14 protein-coding genes are annotated in these 14,675 nt (G+C 67.0%); 4 read left to right on the top strand and 10 right to left on the bottom strand.

Annotation, left to right across the window (positions count from 1 at the left end):
* Positions 1-565 precede the first annotated feature (565 nt).
* A complete protein-coding gene (locus tag LOKHON_RS14015) occupies positions 566-1,669 on the bottom strand; it encodes an Mrp/NBP35 family ATP-binding protein (RefSeq protein WP_017927308.1) in 1,104 nt (367 codons plus the stop codon).
* 333 nt (positions 1,670-2,002) lie between these two features.
* Between LOKHON_RS14015 and LOKHON_RS14010 the strand changes: the two genes are divergently transcribed.
* Positions 2,003-2,212, top strand: a complete 210-nt coding sequence (locus LOKHON_RS14010) for a DUF1127 domain-containing protein (protein WP_017927307.1) — start codon at positions 2,003-2,005, stop codon at positions 2,210-2,212.
* Between the two features lie 631 nt (positions 2,213-2,843).
* Entirely contained in the window at positions 2,844-3,449 is a 606-nt protein-coding gene (locus LOKHON_RS14005; protein ID WP_017927306.1) for a LysE family translocator, read from the top strand.
* 69 nt (positions 3,450-3,518) lie between these two features.
* Here LOKHON_RS14005 and LOKHON_RS14000 read toward each other — a convergent pair whose 3' ends face one another.
* From LOKHON_RS14000 to mgtE, 5 genes are all read right to left on the bottom strand, one after another.
* Positions 3,519-4,268, bottom strand: a complete 750-nt coding sequence (locus tag LOKHON_RS14000) for a YebC/PmpR family DNA-binding transcriptional regulator (protein ID WP_017927305.1) — start codon at positions 4,266-4,268, stop codon at positions 3,519-3,521.
* Positions 4,269-4,343: 75 nt separating this feature from the next.
* A complete protein-coding gene (locus LOKHON_RS13995; protein ID WP_017927304.1) occupies positions 4,344-6,122 on the bottom strand; it encodes an SLC13 family permease in 1,779 nt (592 codons plus the stop codon).
* A gap of 66 nt (positions 6,123-6,188) precedes the next feature.
* Positions 6,189-7,004, bottom strand: coding sequence for a TIGR00282 family metallophosphoesterase (locus LOKHON_RS13990; protein WP_017927303.1), 816 nt, complete (start codon positions 7,002-7,004; stop codon positions 6,189-6,191).
* 136 nt (positions 7,005-7,140) lie between these two features.
* Entirely contained in the window at positions 7,141-7,707 is a 567-nt protein-coding gene (locus LOKHON_RS13985; protein ID WP_017927302.1) for a 5-formyltetrahydrofolate cyclo-ligase, read from the bottom strand.
* Positions 7,704-9,089: a magnesium transporter gene (gene mgtE / locus LOKHON_RS13980; protein ID WP_017927301.1), complete on the bottom strand. Its 1,386-nt coding sequence runs from the start codon at positions 9,087-9,089 to the stop codon at positions 7,704-7,706. The genes LOKHON_RS13985 and mgtE overlap by 4 nt, the downstream gene beginning before the upstream one ends.
* Before the next feature lie 112 nt (positions 9,090-9,201).
* On the opposite strand from mgtE, the gene guaD reads away from it, so the two are divergent.
* A complete protein-coding gene (guaD, locus tag LOKHON_RS13975; RefSeq protein ID WP_026147326.1) occupies positions 9,202-10,491 on the top strand; it encodes a guanine deaminase in 1,290 nt (429 codons plus the stop codon).
* Here guaD and hisN read toward each other — a convergent pair.
* Both hisN and LOKHON_RS13965 read right to left on the bottom strand, forming a co-directional pair.
* A complete protein-coding gene (hisN, locus tag LOKHON_RS13970) occupies positions 10,488-11,297 on the bottom strand; it encodes a histidinol-phosphatase (protein WP_017927299.1) in 810 nt (269 codons plus the stop codon). The two genes, guaD and hisN, sit on opposite strands and share 4 nt — an antisense overlap.
* A 101-nt stretch (positions 11,298-11,398) precedes the next feature.
* Positions 11,399-11,767, bottom strand: a complete 369-nt coding sequence (locus tag LOKHON_RS13965) for a helix-turn-helix domain-containing protein (RefSeq protein ID WP_017927298.1) — start codon at positions 11,765-11,767, stop codon at positions 11,399-11,401.
* 398 nt (positions 11,768-12,165) lie between these two features.
* Between LOKHON_RS13965 and LOKHON_RS13960 the strand changes: the two genes are divergently transcribed.
* Complete coding sequence (locus LOKHON_RS13960; RefSeq protein ID WP_017927297.1) at positions 12,166-12,942, top strand: Bax inhibitor-1/YccA family protein; 777 nt, start codon at positions 12,166-12,168, stop codon at positions 12,940-12,942.
* 82 nt (positions 12,943-13,024) lie between these two features.
* On the opposite strand, the gene LOKHON_RS13955 is transcribed toward LOKHON_RS13960, so the two are convergent.
* Positions 13,025-13,576, bottom strand: coding sequence for a GNAT family N-acetyltransferase (locus LOKHON_RS13955; RefSeq protein WP_026147325.1), 552 nt, complete (start codon positions 13,574-13,576; stop codon positions 13,025-13,027).
* Positions 13,577-13,715: 139 nt separating this feature from the next.
* Positions 13,716-14,510, bottom strand: coding sequence for a class I SAM-dependent methyltransferase (locus tag LOKHON_RS13950; protein WP_017927295.1), 795 nt, complete (start codon positions 14,508-14,510; stop codon positions 13,716-13,718).
* Positions 14,511-14,675: the final 165 nt, after the last annotated feature.

Below are 14,675 nucleotides of genomic sequence, written 5' to 3'. Positions count from 1 at the left end.
TCCCGTTTCCGGGATGTCCGATCGCGCGCGCCACCTGGGGGGATGTCTGCTCGCTCGCGCGCCGGATCTCTAATTAGAAAACAGCGGGTTGCCTGTATGAACCTGCTATATTTTGCCGATGGGGTCTTGGTGCCCCTAGTCCGTCTGTCCACCGTTTCCTTGGCCACAGGGATGCCATGGGAATTCATGGGAGGCAACAAATTTTAGGCTCGAAATGACGCTTCGGCAGAGTGTGTTTTCCCAGCGCCACGGGAGAACCACTCCACCAGAGCGAGAAAAACACATCATGTAGATTGTTCTTTGAATTTTAATCAATATATGGTGCGATGGTGATGTGGCGTAAAAACCCAACCGCCGACGCGCCGGGCAGGCCCGGCTTCGGCGGAGCTCCGCCGAAGCAGGAAGCGGAAAAGCCCGGAATCTTCGAAACAGGCTCTAAGCTGTGGATAAGGACGAGGATAAGCTGCGATGCAGCTCGAATCGACGGGTTCGATTCGATCAACTTCCGAAATGTGCCATGAGTTCCCGGCCCGGGTGCCATGAGATCCCGGGCCGGAATGACCGGTCAGGCCATACCGCCCGCGACCAGCCCGCGCGCGATCTGGCGATAGGCATCGGACATCACGCCTTCGCCCGCCGCGATCGGCGTGCCGGCATCGCCACCGAGCCGCGTGTCGAGATCGATCGGCAGGCTGCCCAGCAGCGGCGCCTTGAGGCGCTCGGCCTCGGCGCTGACGCCGCCATGTCCGAAGATATGCGCCTCGTGCCCGCATTCGGGGCAGACATAAAGAGACATGTTCTCGATCAGCCCCAGAACCGGGGTCTTGAGCGTGTGGAACATGTCGATCGCCTTGCGCGCGTCGAGCAGCGCCACATCCTGCGGGGTCGACACCACGATCGCGCCGGTCAGATGCGTGCGCTGGCACAACGTCAGCTGCACGTCGCCCGTGCCGGGAGGCAGGTCCACGATCAACACGTCGAGTTCGCCCCAGGCCACCTGGCCGATCAGCTGCTGCAACGCCCCCATCAGCATCGGGCCGCGCCAGACCACCGCCTTGTCGGGGTCCATCATCAACCCGATCGACATCATCGTGACGCCATGCGCCTTGAGCGGTTCGATCGTCTTGCCGTCGGGCGATCCGGGGCGCTTGCTCACCCCCATCATGCGCGGCTGCGAGGGGCCGTAGATATCGGCATCGAGCAGCCCCACGCGCCGCCCCTCGCGCGCCAGCGCCACGGCGAGGTTCGAGGCGACCGTGGATTTGCCGACGCCGCCCTTGCCCGACCCGACCGCGAGAATGCGGTCGATCCCGGCCACGCGCTGCGGCCCGGTCTGGCCCGGAGCCTGCGGCGTCGGGTGGCGGCCGATCTTGAGCGAGGGCGCCTCGCCCTCGGGCGCCTTTTTCGCCGCCGGGCTCGCCGGCCCATGCGCGGTCAGCACCACGCTGACCGACGCGACTCCCGGCAACGCTGCCACCGCGGCCTCTGCGGCGCGACGCACCGGCTCCATCCTGCGGGCGGTATCGGCATCGGGCGCCTCGATGACGAACCGCACCTTGTCGCCTTCAAGGCCCAGCGCGCGGATCATGTCGCGCGAGACAAGATCGCCGCCATCTGGCAGCCCGATACGGCGCAGTTCGTCGAGAATATGGTCGCGCGTCAGGGTCATCTGGGGTCCGTTTCCTGGTCTCTTTTTCGGGCCTCGCTTCACGTCCCGCCCGAATTCCGCGCAAGGGTCGCGCTTTGTCGCCCAAAGCGCAAGCGGCCCGCGAAAACTTGGATTACCCTAGGTAAGACTGTGTTTTCATGAAACTTTTACCATGCGTTTGCTGCATAGCAGCATTGCCGATCCGAGGGATTGTGCATCTGCGGCACAAGCCTATTTTGGATCTCGAAGACGCAATACGGCGGCTTCGACGACGTCCGGTCCCGCAGTCTGGGATCGACCAGATCAGCAGAGCCGGCCCCCCGACTGGGGCCCCGAATGAAAGAGGTATGCACCATGGCATACACCACCGACACCCGCAGCGCCGGCCTCGGCCAGCGCATCGCCGCCCTTCGTGCCAGCCTGGCCGACCGGGTCGCGAAGAGCAAGATCTACCGCACGACCTTCAACGAGCTGCAGGCGCTGACCGACCGCGACCTCGCCGATCTCGGCATCAGCCGCTCGATGATCAAGCGGATCGCGATCGAGGCCAGCGAAGCCAAGTAAGTTTCCCGCATCCCGACCGGTTCCTCCTCCTCCCTGAACCGATCGCGAGCCGCGGTCCCGCCCCTCCTCCTCCCTGGGCGGCCCGCAACAAGGCGACGGCATCTTCCTCCTCCCTGATGCCGTCGCTTTGATAGTTTCCCGAGATACGGGCCGCCCTCTCCTCCTCCCTGGGGCGCGCGCGTAGATCAGACCGGCAGGGTCCTCCTCCTCCCTGACCCTGCCGGTCGCATGCCACGGGCGCTTCTCCTCCTCCCTTGGAGCGCACGCGGACCACAGAGCGACGGGGCCTCCTCCTCCCTGCCCCGTCGCTCGCAGGAATTCGAATACGGGCCGTTCCCTCCTCCTCCCTGGAACGGCGCGCATCAGACCGGCAGGGTCCTCCTCCTCCCTGACCCTGCCGGTCGCACAGAATACGGATGCTCTCCTCCCAATCAGGCATCCGTTGCATGGACCGGCCGGGCCCTCCTCCTCCCTGGCCAAGCCGGTCGACCGAGACGACCACGGGTTCTCCTCCTCCTCCCTGAGGATCCGCGGTTCGGAACACAGCGGCGGCGCCCCTCCTCCTCCCTGGGCGTCGCCGTTTCTCGTTTTTGGGACTTTTCATTTCCGCCCGGCGGTGCAGATTGGCGCCATGACCGTGTTTTCGCTCCTGCCCGCCCTGATGGGCTTCGCCCTCGTCACCCTGTTCACACCGGGGCCCAACAACCTGATGCTGATGGCATCGGGGGCCAATTTCGGGTTGCGCCGATCGGTGCCGCACATGGCGGGGGTGGCGCTGGGATTCGCGGGCATGGCGGGGCTGGTCGGGCTGGGGCTGGCGCAGGTGTTCGACATCTGGCCCGCGCTGACCGTGGTGCTGCGCGGGGTCTCGATCCTGTTTTTATTATGGCTGGCATGGAAGATCGCCACCGCGGCCCCCCGCGCCGCCGACGCGCCCGAAACCAAAGGCACGCCGCTCACCTTCCTGCAGGCGGCCGCGTTCCAATGGGTCAACCCCAAGGCCTGGGCGATGGCGGTGACCGCGACCAGCGCCTATGTCGGCGATGCCGGTATCCTCGGAGTGGCGGTCGTGGTGACGGTCTTCGCGGCGATGGGCACGCTGTCGGCAGGGCTGTGGACGGTGCTGGGCCAAGGCCTGCGGCGGCTTTTGTCCGAGCCGCGGCGGCTCAGGGCGTTCAATATCGTCATGGCGCTGCTGCTCGTGGCCACGCTCTGGCCGATTCTCGCGGCGCTGTGACGCGAAACGCCGAAGACCTGTCAGGGCCCCCGGCGTCGGATCTGCGTATTTGTGGAGTGGTGAAGCGGATCAGCTCTCCGAATAGGCCTGCATCACCTCGTCGGAAGCCTCGAAATTCGTCGTGACGTTCTGCACGTCGTCATCGTCCTCGAGCGTCTCCACGAGCTTCATCAGCTTCTGCACGCCTTCGAGATCGAGCGGCGTGCGGGTCTGCGGCTTCCAGATCAGCTTGGTGGTCTCGCTCTCGCCCAAGCTGGCCTCCAGCGCGGTCGCCACCTCGTTGAGATCGGTGTCGGCGCAATAGATCCAGTGGCCGTCCTCGTCGCTCTCGACATCGTCGGCCCCGGCCTCGATCGCGGCCATCATCACCGTGTCGGCATCGCCGACGCTGGCCGGGTACATGATCTCGCCCTTGCGGTCGAACATGAACGACACCGAGCCGGTCTCGCCCAGATTGCCGCCGCTCTTGCCGAAGGTGGAGCGCACGTTGGAGGCGGTGCGGTTGCGGTTGTCGGTCATCGCCTCGACGATCACAGCGACGCCGTTCGGGCCGTAACCCTCGTAGCGGATCTCGTCATAGCTCTCGGCGTCGCCGCCCTGGCTCTTCTTGATGGCGCGGTCGATCACGTCCTTGGGGACCGAGACCGACTTGGCCTCCTTCACCGCCATGCGCAGGCGGGGGTTCTTCTCGGGATCGGGGTCGCCCATCTTGGCGGCGACGGTGATCTCCTTGGAGAGCTTCGAGAACAGCTTGGAGCGCGCGGCGTCCTGCCGCCCCTTGCGATGCTGGATGTTGGCCCATTTGGAATGGCCGGCCATGGCGGGGCTCCTGTCGTGGTGTGCGAAAATCCGGATCTCTATAAGCCAGCCCCCGCAAAGGGGGCAAGCGGGCTGTCAAAGCGGGAAGAACATCGGGATCACCACGGAGGCGGTCAGCGCGGTCAGCGCGTTGAGCGGCACGCCGATCTTCAGGAAGTCGACGAACTTGTAGCCGCCGGGACCATAGACCAGCGTGTTGGTCTGGTAGCCGATCGGCGTGGCGAAGGCGGCCGAGGCGCCGAACATCACCGCCACCACCAGCGGGCGCGGATCGACGCCGAGCGCCTGCGCCAGACCGATGGCCACCGGGGTCAGGATCACCGCCACGGCGTTGTTCGACACGATCTCGGTCAGCACCGAGGCCAGCAGGTAGACCACCAGCACCAGCGCCCAGTTCGGCAAATGCATGAGCGTGGGCGTCAGCCAGTCGACCAGCAGCGACACCGCCCCGGAATGGTCGAGCCCCGCCCCGACCGCCAGCATGCCGAAGATCAGCGCCAGCAATCGCCCGTCGATGAAACCGAACGCCTCGTCGGCGTCGATGCAGCGCGTCAGAAGCACCACCGCCACGCCGATGAAGCTCATCACCGCGATATTGGCCAGACCGATGGCCGACAGCCCGACGATGGCCACCAGCACCGCGATCACGATCGGCGCATGGCTGCGGCGATAGGCCCGCTCGGCGGGTTGCGCGACGTTGACGAGGTTCATGTCGACGGCGAGGCGTTGGATGTCGGCGACGCCGCCCTCGAGCAGCAGCGTGTCGCCGACGCGCACCACCAGATCGTCGATCTGGCGGCCGATGTTCTTGTCGCGGCGATGCACCGCGAGGGTATAGACGCCGTAGCGGCGGCGCAGCCGCAAGTCGCCCAGCTTGCGGCCGACCATCCGGCAATCGGGCGAGATCAGCACCTCGACCGTCGTGGTCTCCACTGCCGAAACCTGGTCGACGCGGCGCAGGCTCTTGTTGGCCTGCAGCGACAGAAGCTCGGCCATCGCGGTCCTGAGCACGACACGGTCGCCGACCTGAAGCGTGACGCCGGTGAGATTGCGTCGCAGCGAATCGTCGCCGCGCACCACGTCGATCAGCCGCACGCCGTCGCGCTTGAACAGCTGCACATCGGTGACCTCGCGGCCGATCAGGTTGCTGTCGGGCGGGATCACGGCCTCGGTGAAGAAGCGCATCTTGGATTTGCCGGACAGCAGACCGGCCATGGAATCGCGGTCGGGCAGCAGCTTGCGCCCGATCAGCCCGAGATAGGCCACCGCCACGCCGGCCAGCAGCAGCCCCGCGCCGGTGATCTCGAAAATCCCGAAGGGCTGCATGCCCGCCGCCTGCACCACGCCGTCCACGAGCAGGTTGGTCGAAGTGCCGATCAGCGTCAGCATGCCGCCGAAGATCGCAAAGTAGCTCAGCGGGATCAGCAGCTTGGAGGGCTGATGCCCCATCTGCGCCGAAAGCCGCACGAAGATCGGGATCATCACCACCACGATCGGCGTGTTGTTGATGACCGCCGACATCGCCAGCACCGTGAAGGTCAGGGTGATCAGCGTCGTCTTGGGGCGTCGCTCCACATGCCGCGCGGCCTGCGCCGAAATCCAGTCGAGCGCGCCGGTGCGCACCAGCGCGCCGACCACCACGAACAACGCCGCGATGGTCCAGGGGGCGGGGTTGGCAAAGACGCCGATGGCGGCGTCCTCGGGCAGGATGCCGAGCACCAGCATCACCACCGCGCCGGTGATCGCCACCACCTCGACCGGGTAGGCCTCTCTCAGGAAGGCCAGGAACATCGCCAGCACGATCATCATGGCGGCGACCGCCTGGACATCGGGCGACAGGGAAATGCCGAACATCGTCAGACCCTTCAGGTATGACCGCGGATCACGGTCGGGACTTGTACTCGGCCAGAGGCCCGCATCTCACGCAGGACCGCATTGCGACAGCCTGCCGCCCTTGCGCACCATCTCCACCCGCGTGGCGAGCCCGGTGCGGTCGTCGGTTTCCACGTAGAGCCCCGACAGCGTGACATCCTCCATCGCGGGGGTGAACCGCCCGCCCGGCATGCCGGTGATGAATCGCCGGAGCGGTTCGTCTTTCTGCATGCCGATGACGCTGTCGTAATCGCCGCACATGCCGGCATCCGACTGGAACGCGGTGCCGCGCGGCAGGATCGTCGCATCCGCCGTGGGGACATGGGTGTGGGTGCCGACCACGATGCTGGCGCGGCCGTCGCAAAAATGGCCGACGCCCATCTTTTCGCTCGTCGCCTCGCAATGGATGTCGATCAGGCTCGCCGCGACCGCGCCGCCCGGCGGGTGCGCCTTGAGCACCGGCTCCAGCGCCGAGAACGGGTCGTCATAGGGGCGGCTCATGAAGACCTGCCCCAGCACCTGCGCCACGAGCACCTTGCGGCCACGCGTCGCCTCGAACACGCGCGCGCCGGTGCCGGGGGCGGATTTGGAGTAGTTGAGTGGCCGGATGATGCGCGACTCGGCCTCGCAGAACCGCATCATGTCCTTTTGGTCGAAGGCGTGATCGCCCAGCGTGATCACGTCGGCCCCCGCTTCGAGAATGCCCTTGGCATGCTCGGTCGAAAGCCCGCGCCCACCGGTGGCGTTCTCGCCGTTGACCACCACGAAATCGAGCCGCCAGTCACGGCGCAGGCCGGGAAGCCGCTCCGCCACGGCCTGCCGGCCCCCGCGACCCATCACGTCGCCCAGAAACAGAATTCTCATTTCACCGGTGTTAGGGCCGCCATTTCCAAAGGGCAAGCACAGCGTTACGGCGCGGCCCCGTCACGCCGCGACGTCTAGCGGACCGCCCGGTCCGGCAGCCCGGCGAACCCCGAAACGCGCGTTCGCGCCCGCCCATTCAAGTCGGAACCACGATCCCGGATTCGGTGATGACGAGGTCCAGCGGCTGGTCGGTCGGTTCGATGGGAATCTCTTCGGCTTCCTGCGCGGCAAAGGCGAACCCCACCGCCGTGACCGGACCCGCAGCACGCAGCCGCTCCAGCGTCCGGTCGTAGAACCCGCCGCCATAGCCGAGCCGGTGCCCGTGCCGGTCGAAGGCCACCAGCGGCACGATGACGATCCCGGGCGTGATCCAGTCGCCCGACACCGGGATGTCGGCGCCGAAATGCCCGCGCTTGAGCGCGCAGCCCGGCCTCCATTCGCGAAACCGCAGCGGCTGCCCCGCCGCTTCGATCACCGGCACGCCGACCCGGGCGGTCGCCGCCGCCGCCGTCATGGCGGGCAGCGGATCGATCTCGCTGCGCATCGGCATGTAGCCCGCGACGGCGCGGCCCGGATGCTCCGCGATCCAGCGCGTCAGATGCGCTGCCTGCGCGCCCGCCGAGCGATGCGCCAGTTCGCGGCGCAGGAACGCCGCCTCGCGGGCCGCCTTCTTGCGCGCGGCAAGACCGGTATGCTCCGTCACAGCAGGACCACCGAGGCGAGACCGAGAAAGGCGAAAAAGCCGACCACGTCGGTCACCGTGGTGACGAAGGTGCCCGATGCCAGCGCCGGGTCGACCCCGAACCGGTCGAGTACCACCGGCACCACCACCCCCGACAGCCCCGCGACGACGAGGTTGATGACCATCGCCACCGCGATCACCGCCCCCAGCATCGGCGAGCCGAACCAGACGAGCCCGACGATCCCCATCACCACCGCGAAGGCGATGCCATTGACCAGACCCACCGCCACCTCGCGCCGGATCACGCGCCAGACATTCGACGTGGTGAGGTCGCGCGTGGCGATGGCGCGCACCGCGACGGTGAGAGATTGCGTCCCGGCATTGCCGCCCATCGAAGCGACGATCGGCATCAGCACCGCGAGCGCCACCAGCCCCGCGATGGTCTCCTCGAAGAGCGAGATGACAAGCGAAGCGATGATCGCGGTGCCGAGATTGACGGCGAGCCAAGGCAGCCGCTGCTTGGTCGTCTCGCGCACCGAATCCGACAGCTCGCTTTCGCCGCCGACGCCGGCAAGCCGCAGGATGTCCTCCTCGTGCTCCTCGTCGAGCACGTTCATCGCGTCGTCGATGGTGATCACGCCGACCAGCCGGTCGTCGTCATCCACCACCGGGGCGGAGATCAGGTGATACTGGTTGAAGGCATAGGCCACCGCGCCCTCGTCATCCTCCACGTGAAACGTGCGAAAGCTCTCTTCGGTGATGTCGCGCAGCGGCGTCGCGCGCGGCTTGGACAACAGCCTGCCGATCTGCACGTAGCCCACCGGCTTCATGCGTGGATCGACCAGCATCACGTGGTAGAACTGATCGGGCAGCGTCTCGGCCCGGCGCAGGAAATCGATCGCCTCGCCGACGGTCCAGTGCTCTGGCGCGCGCACCACCTCGACCTGCATCAGGCGGCCCGCGGATTCCTCCGGGTAGGCGAGCGCCTTTTCCACCGCGATCCGGTCGGTCGCGGCAAGCGCATCCAGAACGGCGCTCTGCTGGTCCTCGTCGAGATACTCGACGAGGTCGACCACGTCGTCGGATTCGAGCTCGCGCACCGCCTCCGCGAGCTCGGTCGGCGCCAGGCTCTGGATGATCTCCTCGCGCAGGTTGTCGTCGAGCTCCGAAAGGATCTCGCCATCCATGCCACCCTTCCACAGGGCCAGAAGCGCCCGGCGGTCGCGCGCGTCGATCTGTTCGAGAAGGTCGGCGATGTCGGCGGGGTGCAGCGGATCGAGCAGCGCCTCGAGCCGGTCGGCATCGCCCTCCTCGACCGCGTCGAGCACTTCGTCGAAGAGCCGTGCGGGCAGGCCGAAATCATCTTCGTCCTCGGGCGTGTCGATCTCGGTCTGGTCGTTCATGGCGCCCCCGCTTGCTTGGGGCGGACCATAATCCATGCACGCCCGACGACAAGCCGGGGCCACGTTTCAGAGGAGATTTACCTTGGCCTGCGCCGCTCATATGGTCGCGCGCATGATGATGACGTTGCATCTGGGCCAGACCCTGACCTTCACCGGCGACCCTTTCCGCGAGGGGCCGTCCGCCACCACCCATTCAAGCCGCGGCGCGGTGCTGGTCGAAGGAGGCCGCGTCATCGAGACCGGCGAGGCCGACGCCCTGCGCGCCGCCCATCCGCAGGCGGATGTGCGGGATCACGGCGACGGGCTGATCCTGCCGGGCTTCGTCGATGCACATATGCACTACCCGCAGACCGCGATGATCGCGAGCTGGGGCAAGCGGCTGATCGACTGGCTCAACAGCTATACCTTTCCCGAGGAAGGCAAGTTCGCCGATCGCGCCTATGCCGACGAAATCGCGGCCCGCACGCTCGATCTGGCCATCGCCAATGGCACCACCGCGCTTACCAGCTTCTGCACGATCCATCCCGGCAGCGTCGACGCCTTCTTCGCGGCGGCCGAGGCGCGCGGCATGGCGGGTTTCGCCGGCAAGACCTGCATGGACCGCAACGCGCCCGATTACCTGAGCGACACGGCGCAGAGCGCGCATGATGACAGCAAGACGCTGATCGAACGCTGGCACGGCAAGGGCCGCGCCACCTATGTCATCACGCCACGCTTTTCGCCCACCTCCAGCCCCGAGCAGCTCGGCGCGCTGGGCGCGCTCTGGGTCGCGAACCCCACCTGCCTGATGCAGACGCACCTGTCGGAACAGGTCGACGAGATCGACTGGGTCAAGGGGCTCTACCCGCAGGCGCGCGACTATCTCGACACCTACGAAGCACACGGCCTGCTGGGCGAACGCGGTCTCTATGGGCACGCGATCCATCTGGAACCACGCGAGGCCGACCGGCTGCGCGAAGTGGGCGCGGGACTGGTGCATTGCCCGACCTCGAACACCTTCATCGGCTCGGGGCTGTTCGACATGGCCGCAAGGGTGGCCGAGGGGCAGCGGATCGGGCTCGCCTCCGACACCGGCGGCGGCTCGTCCTTCTCGATGCTGCGGGTGATGGGCGCGGCCTACGAGATCGGCCAGCTGAAGCGCAACCCGATCCACCCGGCGCAGCTGCTGTGGCTCGCCACCGAAGGTTCGGCGCGGGTGCTGCATGCGCAAGGCGAGATCGGCCGTCTCGCGCCGGGGTCGGCCGCCGACATGATCGTGCTCGACCTCGCCTCGACGCCCGCCATCGCGCAGCGTTCGGCGCTGGCTTCCGACATCTGGGAGGCGCTGTTCCCGACGATCATGATGGGCGACGACCGGGCGATCGCGAAGACCTACGTGGCCGGCCGGCAAATGAAGGGCTAGCGCCCGCGCAGCATTGCCAGCGCCTCGGCATGGATCTGGGGGTTGGCGGCGGCGATGACGCGCCCCCCCTCATGGGCGGGGCCGCCCTCCCAATCGGTGACGCGCCCGCCCGCGGCTTCGATCACCGCGATCGGGGCGCAGATGTCGTAGCTGTTCAGCCCCGCCTCGATCACCAGATCGACCTGCCCCAGCGCCACGAGCGCGTAGGCGTAGCAATCCATGCCGTAACGGGTGAGCTTCGCGGCCTGGCTGACCGCCTCGAACCCGGCGCGTTCGGCCGGGCTGCCGACCTCGGGAAAGGTCGTCATCAAGATCGCCTCGGAAAGCGGGCGCGCGGCACGGGTCCTGAGATCGCTCTCTCCTCGCGGCCCCGCGAGCCGGGCCACGCCGAAGCCGCCTTCGAAGCGCTCATTGATATGGGGCTGGTCGATCAGGCCGAAGACCGGGCCATCGGCGTCGCGCACCGACACCAGCACGCCCCAGGTGGGCGCGCCCGCGATATAGGCGCGGGTGCCGTCGATCGGGTCGAGCACCCATGTCAGGCTGCTGGTGCCGGGGCTGTGCCCGTATTCCTCGCCCAGGATCGCGTCTTCGGGGCGGCGCGCGGCGAGCACGGCGCGCATCGCCCGCTCGGCGGCGCGGTCGGCTTCGGTCACGGGATCGAAGCCCGCCTCGTCGCCGGTCTTGTCGTCGGTCGCGATGTCGCGGCGGAAATGGCGCAGCGTTTCGGGCCGGGCGGCGTCGGCCAGCGCATGGGCGGTGGCGACGAGATCCTGCACGAGATCATCGGGGAGTGTACCGGTCATGAAGCGTCCATCCTGATCGGACGGACCACCCGCCCCGGTCGGGCGGTAGCGCGCGGGCGGCGCCCCGGTCAAGCCGGGGGGCCGTCCCCTGACGGGGGCTTTCAGGCGGCGTCGCTCAGCACGCGGGCGAGATCGAACAGGCGGCGGCGCTGCTGTTCGGGAATCGCGTAGTAGGAGCGCAGCAGTTCCAGCGCCTCGCGGTCGGCCATGACGTCACCGGGCATGTCGCCGGGCTTGGCCTCGGGTTCGGCCATGTCCATGCCTTCGAAGAAGAACGAGACCGGCACGCCGAGCGCGTGGGCGATGTCCCACAGGCGCGAAGCGCTGACCCGGTTCATCCCGGTTTCGTATTTCTGGATCTGCTGAAACTTGATGCCGACCTTTTCGGCCAGCTGCTGCTGCGTCGTGCCGTTCATCCACCGCCGATGGCGGATGCGCTTGCCGACATGGACGTCAACGGGGTGCTTCATCGCCTGTCCTTCTTCTTTCTCGGCCCCTCAAATGGTCCAAGACCCGGAGCTCATCCTGCTAAAATGTGTTCTGGGTATAATCGCCCATCAGTATATACCTATTTAGACACGCATCGGTTGCATCGGTCATCATGGCTTTTTGGTCATGAATGGGGTCATATGGGCACCGGGACCTGTCCCGAAGGTCAGGCCCGGCTCACAAGTCGATGTTTCATTTGGCGGAACATGGCTGAACGCCCCCCCGCCCCTGCTTCGCGTCACTCGCCTCATCCGGCCGCCACGCCCCCTTTGACCGAAGACGCGCGGGCGCGCGGCACCCGCGGGGCATGCGTCTTGAAAACCGAACGCCGATCGCCAATATCAGACCCGAGCAGTTTACACTCTGATCGGAGGTCTCAATGGCTGAATTCAATACGATCCGCGCGACGGCCGGGGCCCGCTCCGCTCGGATCGACGAAGGGCTCCGCGCCCACATGAACAAGGTCTACGGCACGATGGCCGTCGGCATGTTGATCACGGCCGCCGCCGCATGGGCCATCTCGGGCCTCGCGGTGACGACCGATCCCGGCATGGCCGCCGCGCAGATCGGCACCGGCAAGTACCTGACCGAGTTCGGCGCGGCGATCTACACCTCGCCGCTGCGCTGGCTGATCATGTTCGCGCCGCTGCTGTTCGTGTTCGGCTTCTCGGCGGGCATCAACCGCATGTCGGCCGCGACCGCGCAGGTCGTGTTCTATGCCTTCGCCGCCGTGATGGGCCTGTCGCTCAGCTCGATCTTCCTCGTCTTCACCGGCATGTCGATCATCCAGGTGTTCCTGATCACCGCCATCGCCTTCGCGGGGCTGTCGCTTTACGGCTACACCACCAAAAAGGACCTGTCGGGCTTCGGCACCTTCCTGATCATGGGCGTGATCGGCCTGATCGTCGCCTCGATCGTGAACATCTTCCTCGCCTCCTCGGCGGTGGCCTTCGCGATCTCGGTGCTCGGCGTGCTGATCTTCGCGGGCCTGACGGCCTATGACACGCAACAGATCAAGACCGAGTATGTCGAGCATGCGCATCATGGCGACAGCGAGTGGCTCGGCAAGTCGGCGATCATGGGCGCGCTGCGTCTCTATCTCGACTTCATCAATATGTTCATGTTCCTGCTGCAGCTGTTCGGCAATCGCGAATAAGCCACTGGCACAGCGATGACACGAGAGGGGCCGGCGACATCGCCGGCCCCTTTGCTATATGGGCTGGATGGCGCTTCGTGGCTCAGCCTGTCTCGCCCGGCTGAACCGTTTTTCTCTGCGGCGTGTCGCGCAGGCGCCCCATGACATGCGAATCGATCAGCTCGCCCGCCCGGAGCACGTCGCCCCGCTTGGTGCCCTCCACCACGAAGCCATGCCGCTCGTAAAGGCGGATCGCAAAGAGGTTGTCGGCGTTCACTTCAAGCTCCAGACGGCGCAACCCCAACCAGTTGTCCGCCAGATCAAGAAGCGCCCGGAGGACCGACGCGCCATAGCCCCTGCCGACATGATCGTCATGGACGATCAGGACCACCTCGCCCACATGCGCGCGGCGCCTCTTGCGGGGCAAGAGCCCGCCATGCGCGACGATCCTTCGGACGCCATCCGCATCCACGATTTCACCGACGAGAAAATGCTCGTCGGACGCGGCGACAAGGCGATGCTCAAGCCTGGCCCGGGGGGCGTATGGCAATTGCAGCGTGCCGTGCCGCACACCCGGCAAATTGACCATCGCCGTGAGCGCGCATGCGTCAGCCGGTTCGGCTGCGCGGATTTCGAGAGGAGGTGTAGCTGTCATCGCCGCAGGCTATTCAGAAAGCAGGCGCGCAGCCATCGAATTTCGCCCAAGATCGATGCCGCGGAGAAGCCGTTTCCCGATCTCCGCTCTCTTGGCACTGGCGCGGCGGGGGCCGCTCATGCCCTGCACGGCAGCCGGCTCAGCCCTGCGGCAGGACCGCCTTCACGCACCACGCGCGCGCGGGCAGCCGGATCGGCCCGCCATGGTCGAGACGCTGCGCCAGCGCGCCGCGCAGCTCGGCCCGCCCCGCCGGGTCGAGCCCGTCGAGATAGCGCTTCGCCGGGCTCTCGGCCTGGGTAAAGGGCCGCCAGTAGGCTTCGAAATCCTCGTGCTCACTCACCGTGTCGATCAGCCCGATCGCCGGCTCCAGACCCGCGGCGCGACAGGCCCGGTCCAGCCCGGCGAAATCGCACTCGGCAAAGCGGTGCCGCTCCGACAGCTCCACGGCCCCGGCATCGATCCCACCGGCGGCCTGCCAGAAGGCATCGAGCATGCCCATGCCCCCCGACGGGTAGTCCCAGACGTAAAATCCCAAAAGCCCACCGGGCCGCAGCACGCGCCGCATCTCCGACAGCAGGTTCTGCATCGGCGTGACGGTGTTCACGAACAGCCCCGACACCGCCACGTCGCGGCTTTGCGGGGCCAGAGGCAGCTGCAGCGCGTCCCCCTGCTCGATGCGCAGGCGCGGATCCGAGAACCGGTGGCGGGCATAGTCGGTAAAGGCGTCGGAGGCATCGACCGCCAGCAGGTCGCGCGGCGCCGACCGGTCGAGGATCGCCGCGACGAGCACCCCGGTGCCAGAGCCGACATCGACCCAGTCGGCCCCCGTGGGCGCGCGGAGCCAGTCGAGAAAGCGGTCGGCGACGGGACGGCTCCAGCGCCCCATGAACAGCTCGTAGGCCTCGGCGTCGCGCCGCGAAACGGTCTGTTCCATGACAACCTCTCCCCCAATGTCCCACGATTCAGCGTAGCACGATTGGTCCCGCCGCGCTGCCCCGAAGCGGGCGCTTTGAGCGCGGCGACGCCTGGCGGGCGGGATCGGTCCTATTCGGAATGTGCCCGCGCCCTCGTCGCGCCGAACACTGTCGGCCATGATGGC

It is taken from the genome of Limimaricola hongkongensis DSM 17492, assembly GCF_000600975.2.
In the GTDB taxonomy this organism is placed as follows: Bacteria; Pseudomonadota; Alphaproteobacteria; order Rhodobacterales; family Rhodobacteraceae; genus Limimaricola; species Limimaricola hongkongensis.
This window is presented reverse-complemented; position numbering and strand designations above follow the sequence as displayed.

Bases quoted from the DNA above. Each gene is read 5' to 3' on its own strand.
- hisN (WP_017927299.1), bottom strand. From the start codon at position 11,297: ATGACCGGTACACTCCCCGATGATCTCGTGCAGGATCTCGTCGCCACC.
- LOKHON_RS14005 (WP_017927306.1), top strand. From the start codon at position 2,844: ATGACCGTGTTTTCGCTCCTGCCCGCCCTGATGGGCTTCGCCCTCGTC.
- mgtE (WP_017927301.1), bottom strand. From the start codon at position 9,089: ATGAACGACCAGACCGAGATCGACACGCCCGAGGACGAAGATGATTTC.
- LOKHON_RS13955 (WP_026147325.1), bottom strand. From the start codon at position 13,576: ATGACAGCTACACCTCCTCTCGAAATCCGCGCAGCCGAACCGGCTGAC.
- LOKHON_RS14000 (WP_017927305.1), bottom strand. From the start codon at position 4,268: ATGGCCGGCCATTCCAAATGGGCCAACATCCAGCATCGCAAGGGGCGG.
- LOKHON_RS14010 (WP_017927307.1), top strand. From the start codon at position 2,003: ATGGCATACACCACCGACACCCGCAGCGCCGGCCTCGGCCAGCGCATC.
- LOKHON_RS13960 (WP_017927297.1), top strand. From the start codon at position 12,166: ATGGCTGAATTCAATACGATCCGCGCGACGGCCGGGGCCCGCTCCGCT.
- LOKHON_RS14015 (WP_017927308.1), bottom strand. From the start codon at position 1,669: ATGACCCTGACGCGCGACCATATTCTCGACGAACTGCGCCGTATCGGG.
- LOKHON_RS13965 (WP_017927298.1), bottom strand. From the start codon at position 11,767: ATGAAGCACCCCGTTGACGTCCATGTCGGCAAGCGCATCCGCCATCGG.
- LOKHON_RS13990 (WP_017927303.1), bottom strand. From the start codon at position 7,004: ATGAGAATTCTGTTTCTGGGCGACGTGATGGGTCGCGGGGGCCGGCAG.
- guaD (WP_026147326.1), top strand. From the start codon at position 9,202: ATGATGATGACGTTGCATCTGGGCCAGACCCTGACCTTCACCGGCGAC.
- LOKHON_RS13995 (WP_017927304.1), bottom strand. From the start codon at position 6,122: ATGTTCGGCATTTCCCTGTCGCCCGATGTCCAGGCGGTCGCCGCCATG.
- LOKHON_RS13950 (WP_017927295.1), bottom strand. From the start codon at position 14,510: ATGGAACAGACCGTTTCGCGGCGCGACGCCGAGGCCTACGAGCTGTTC.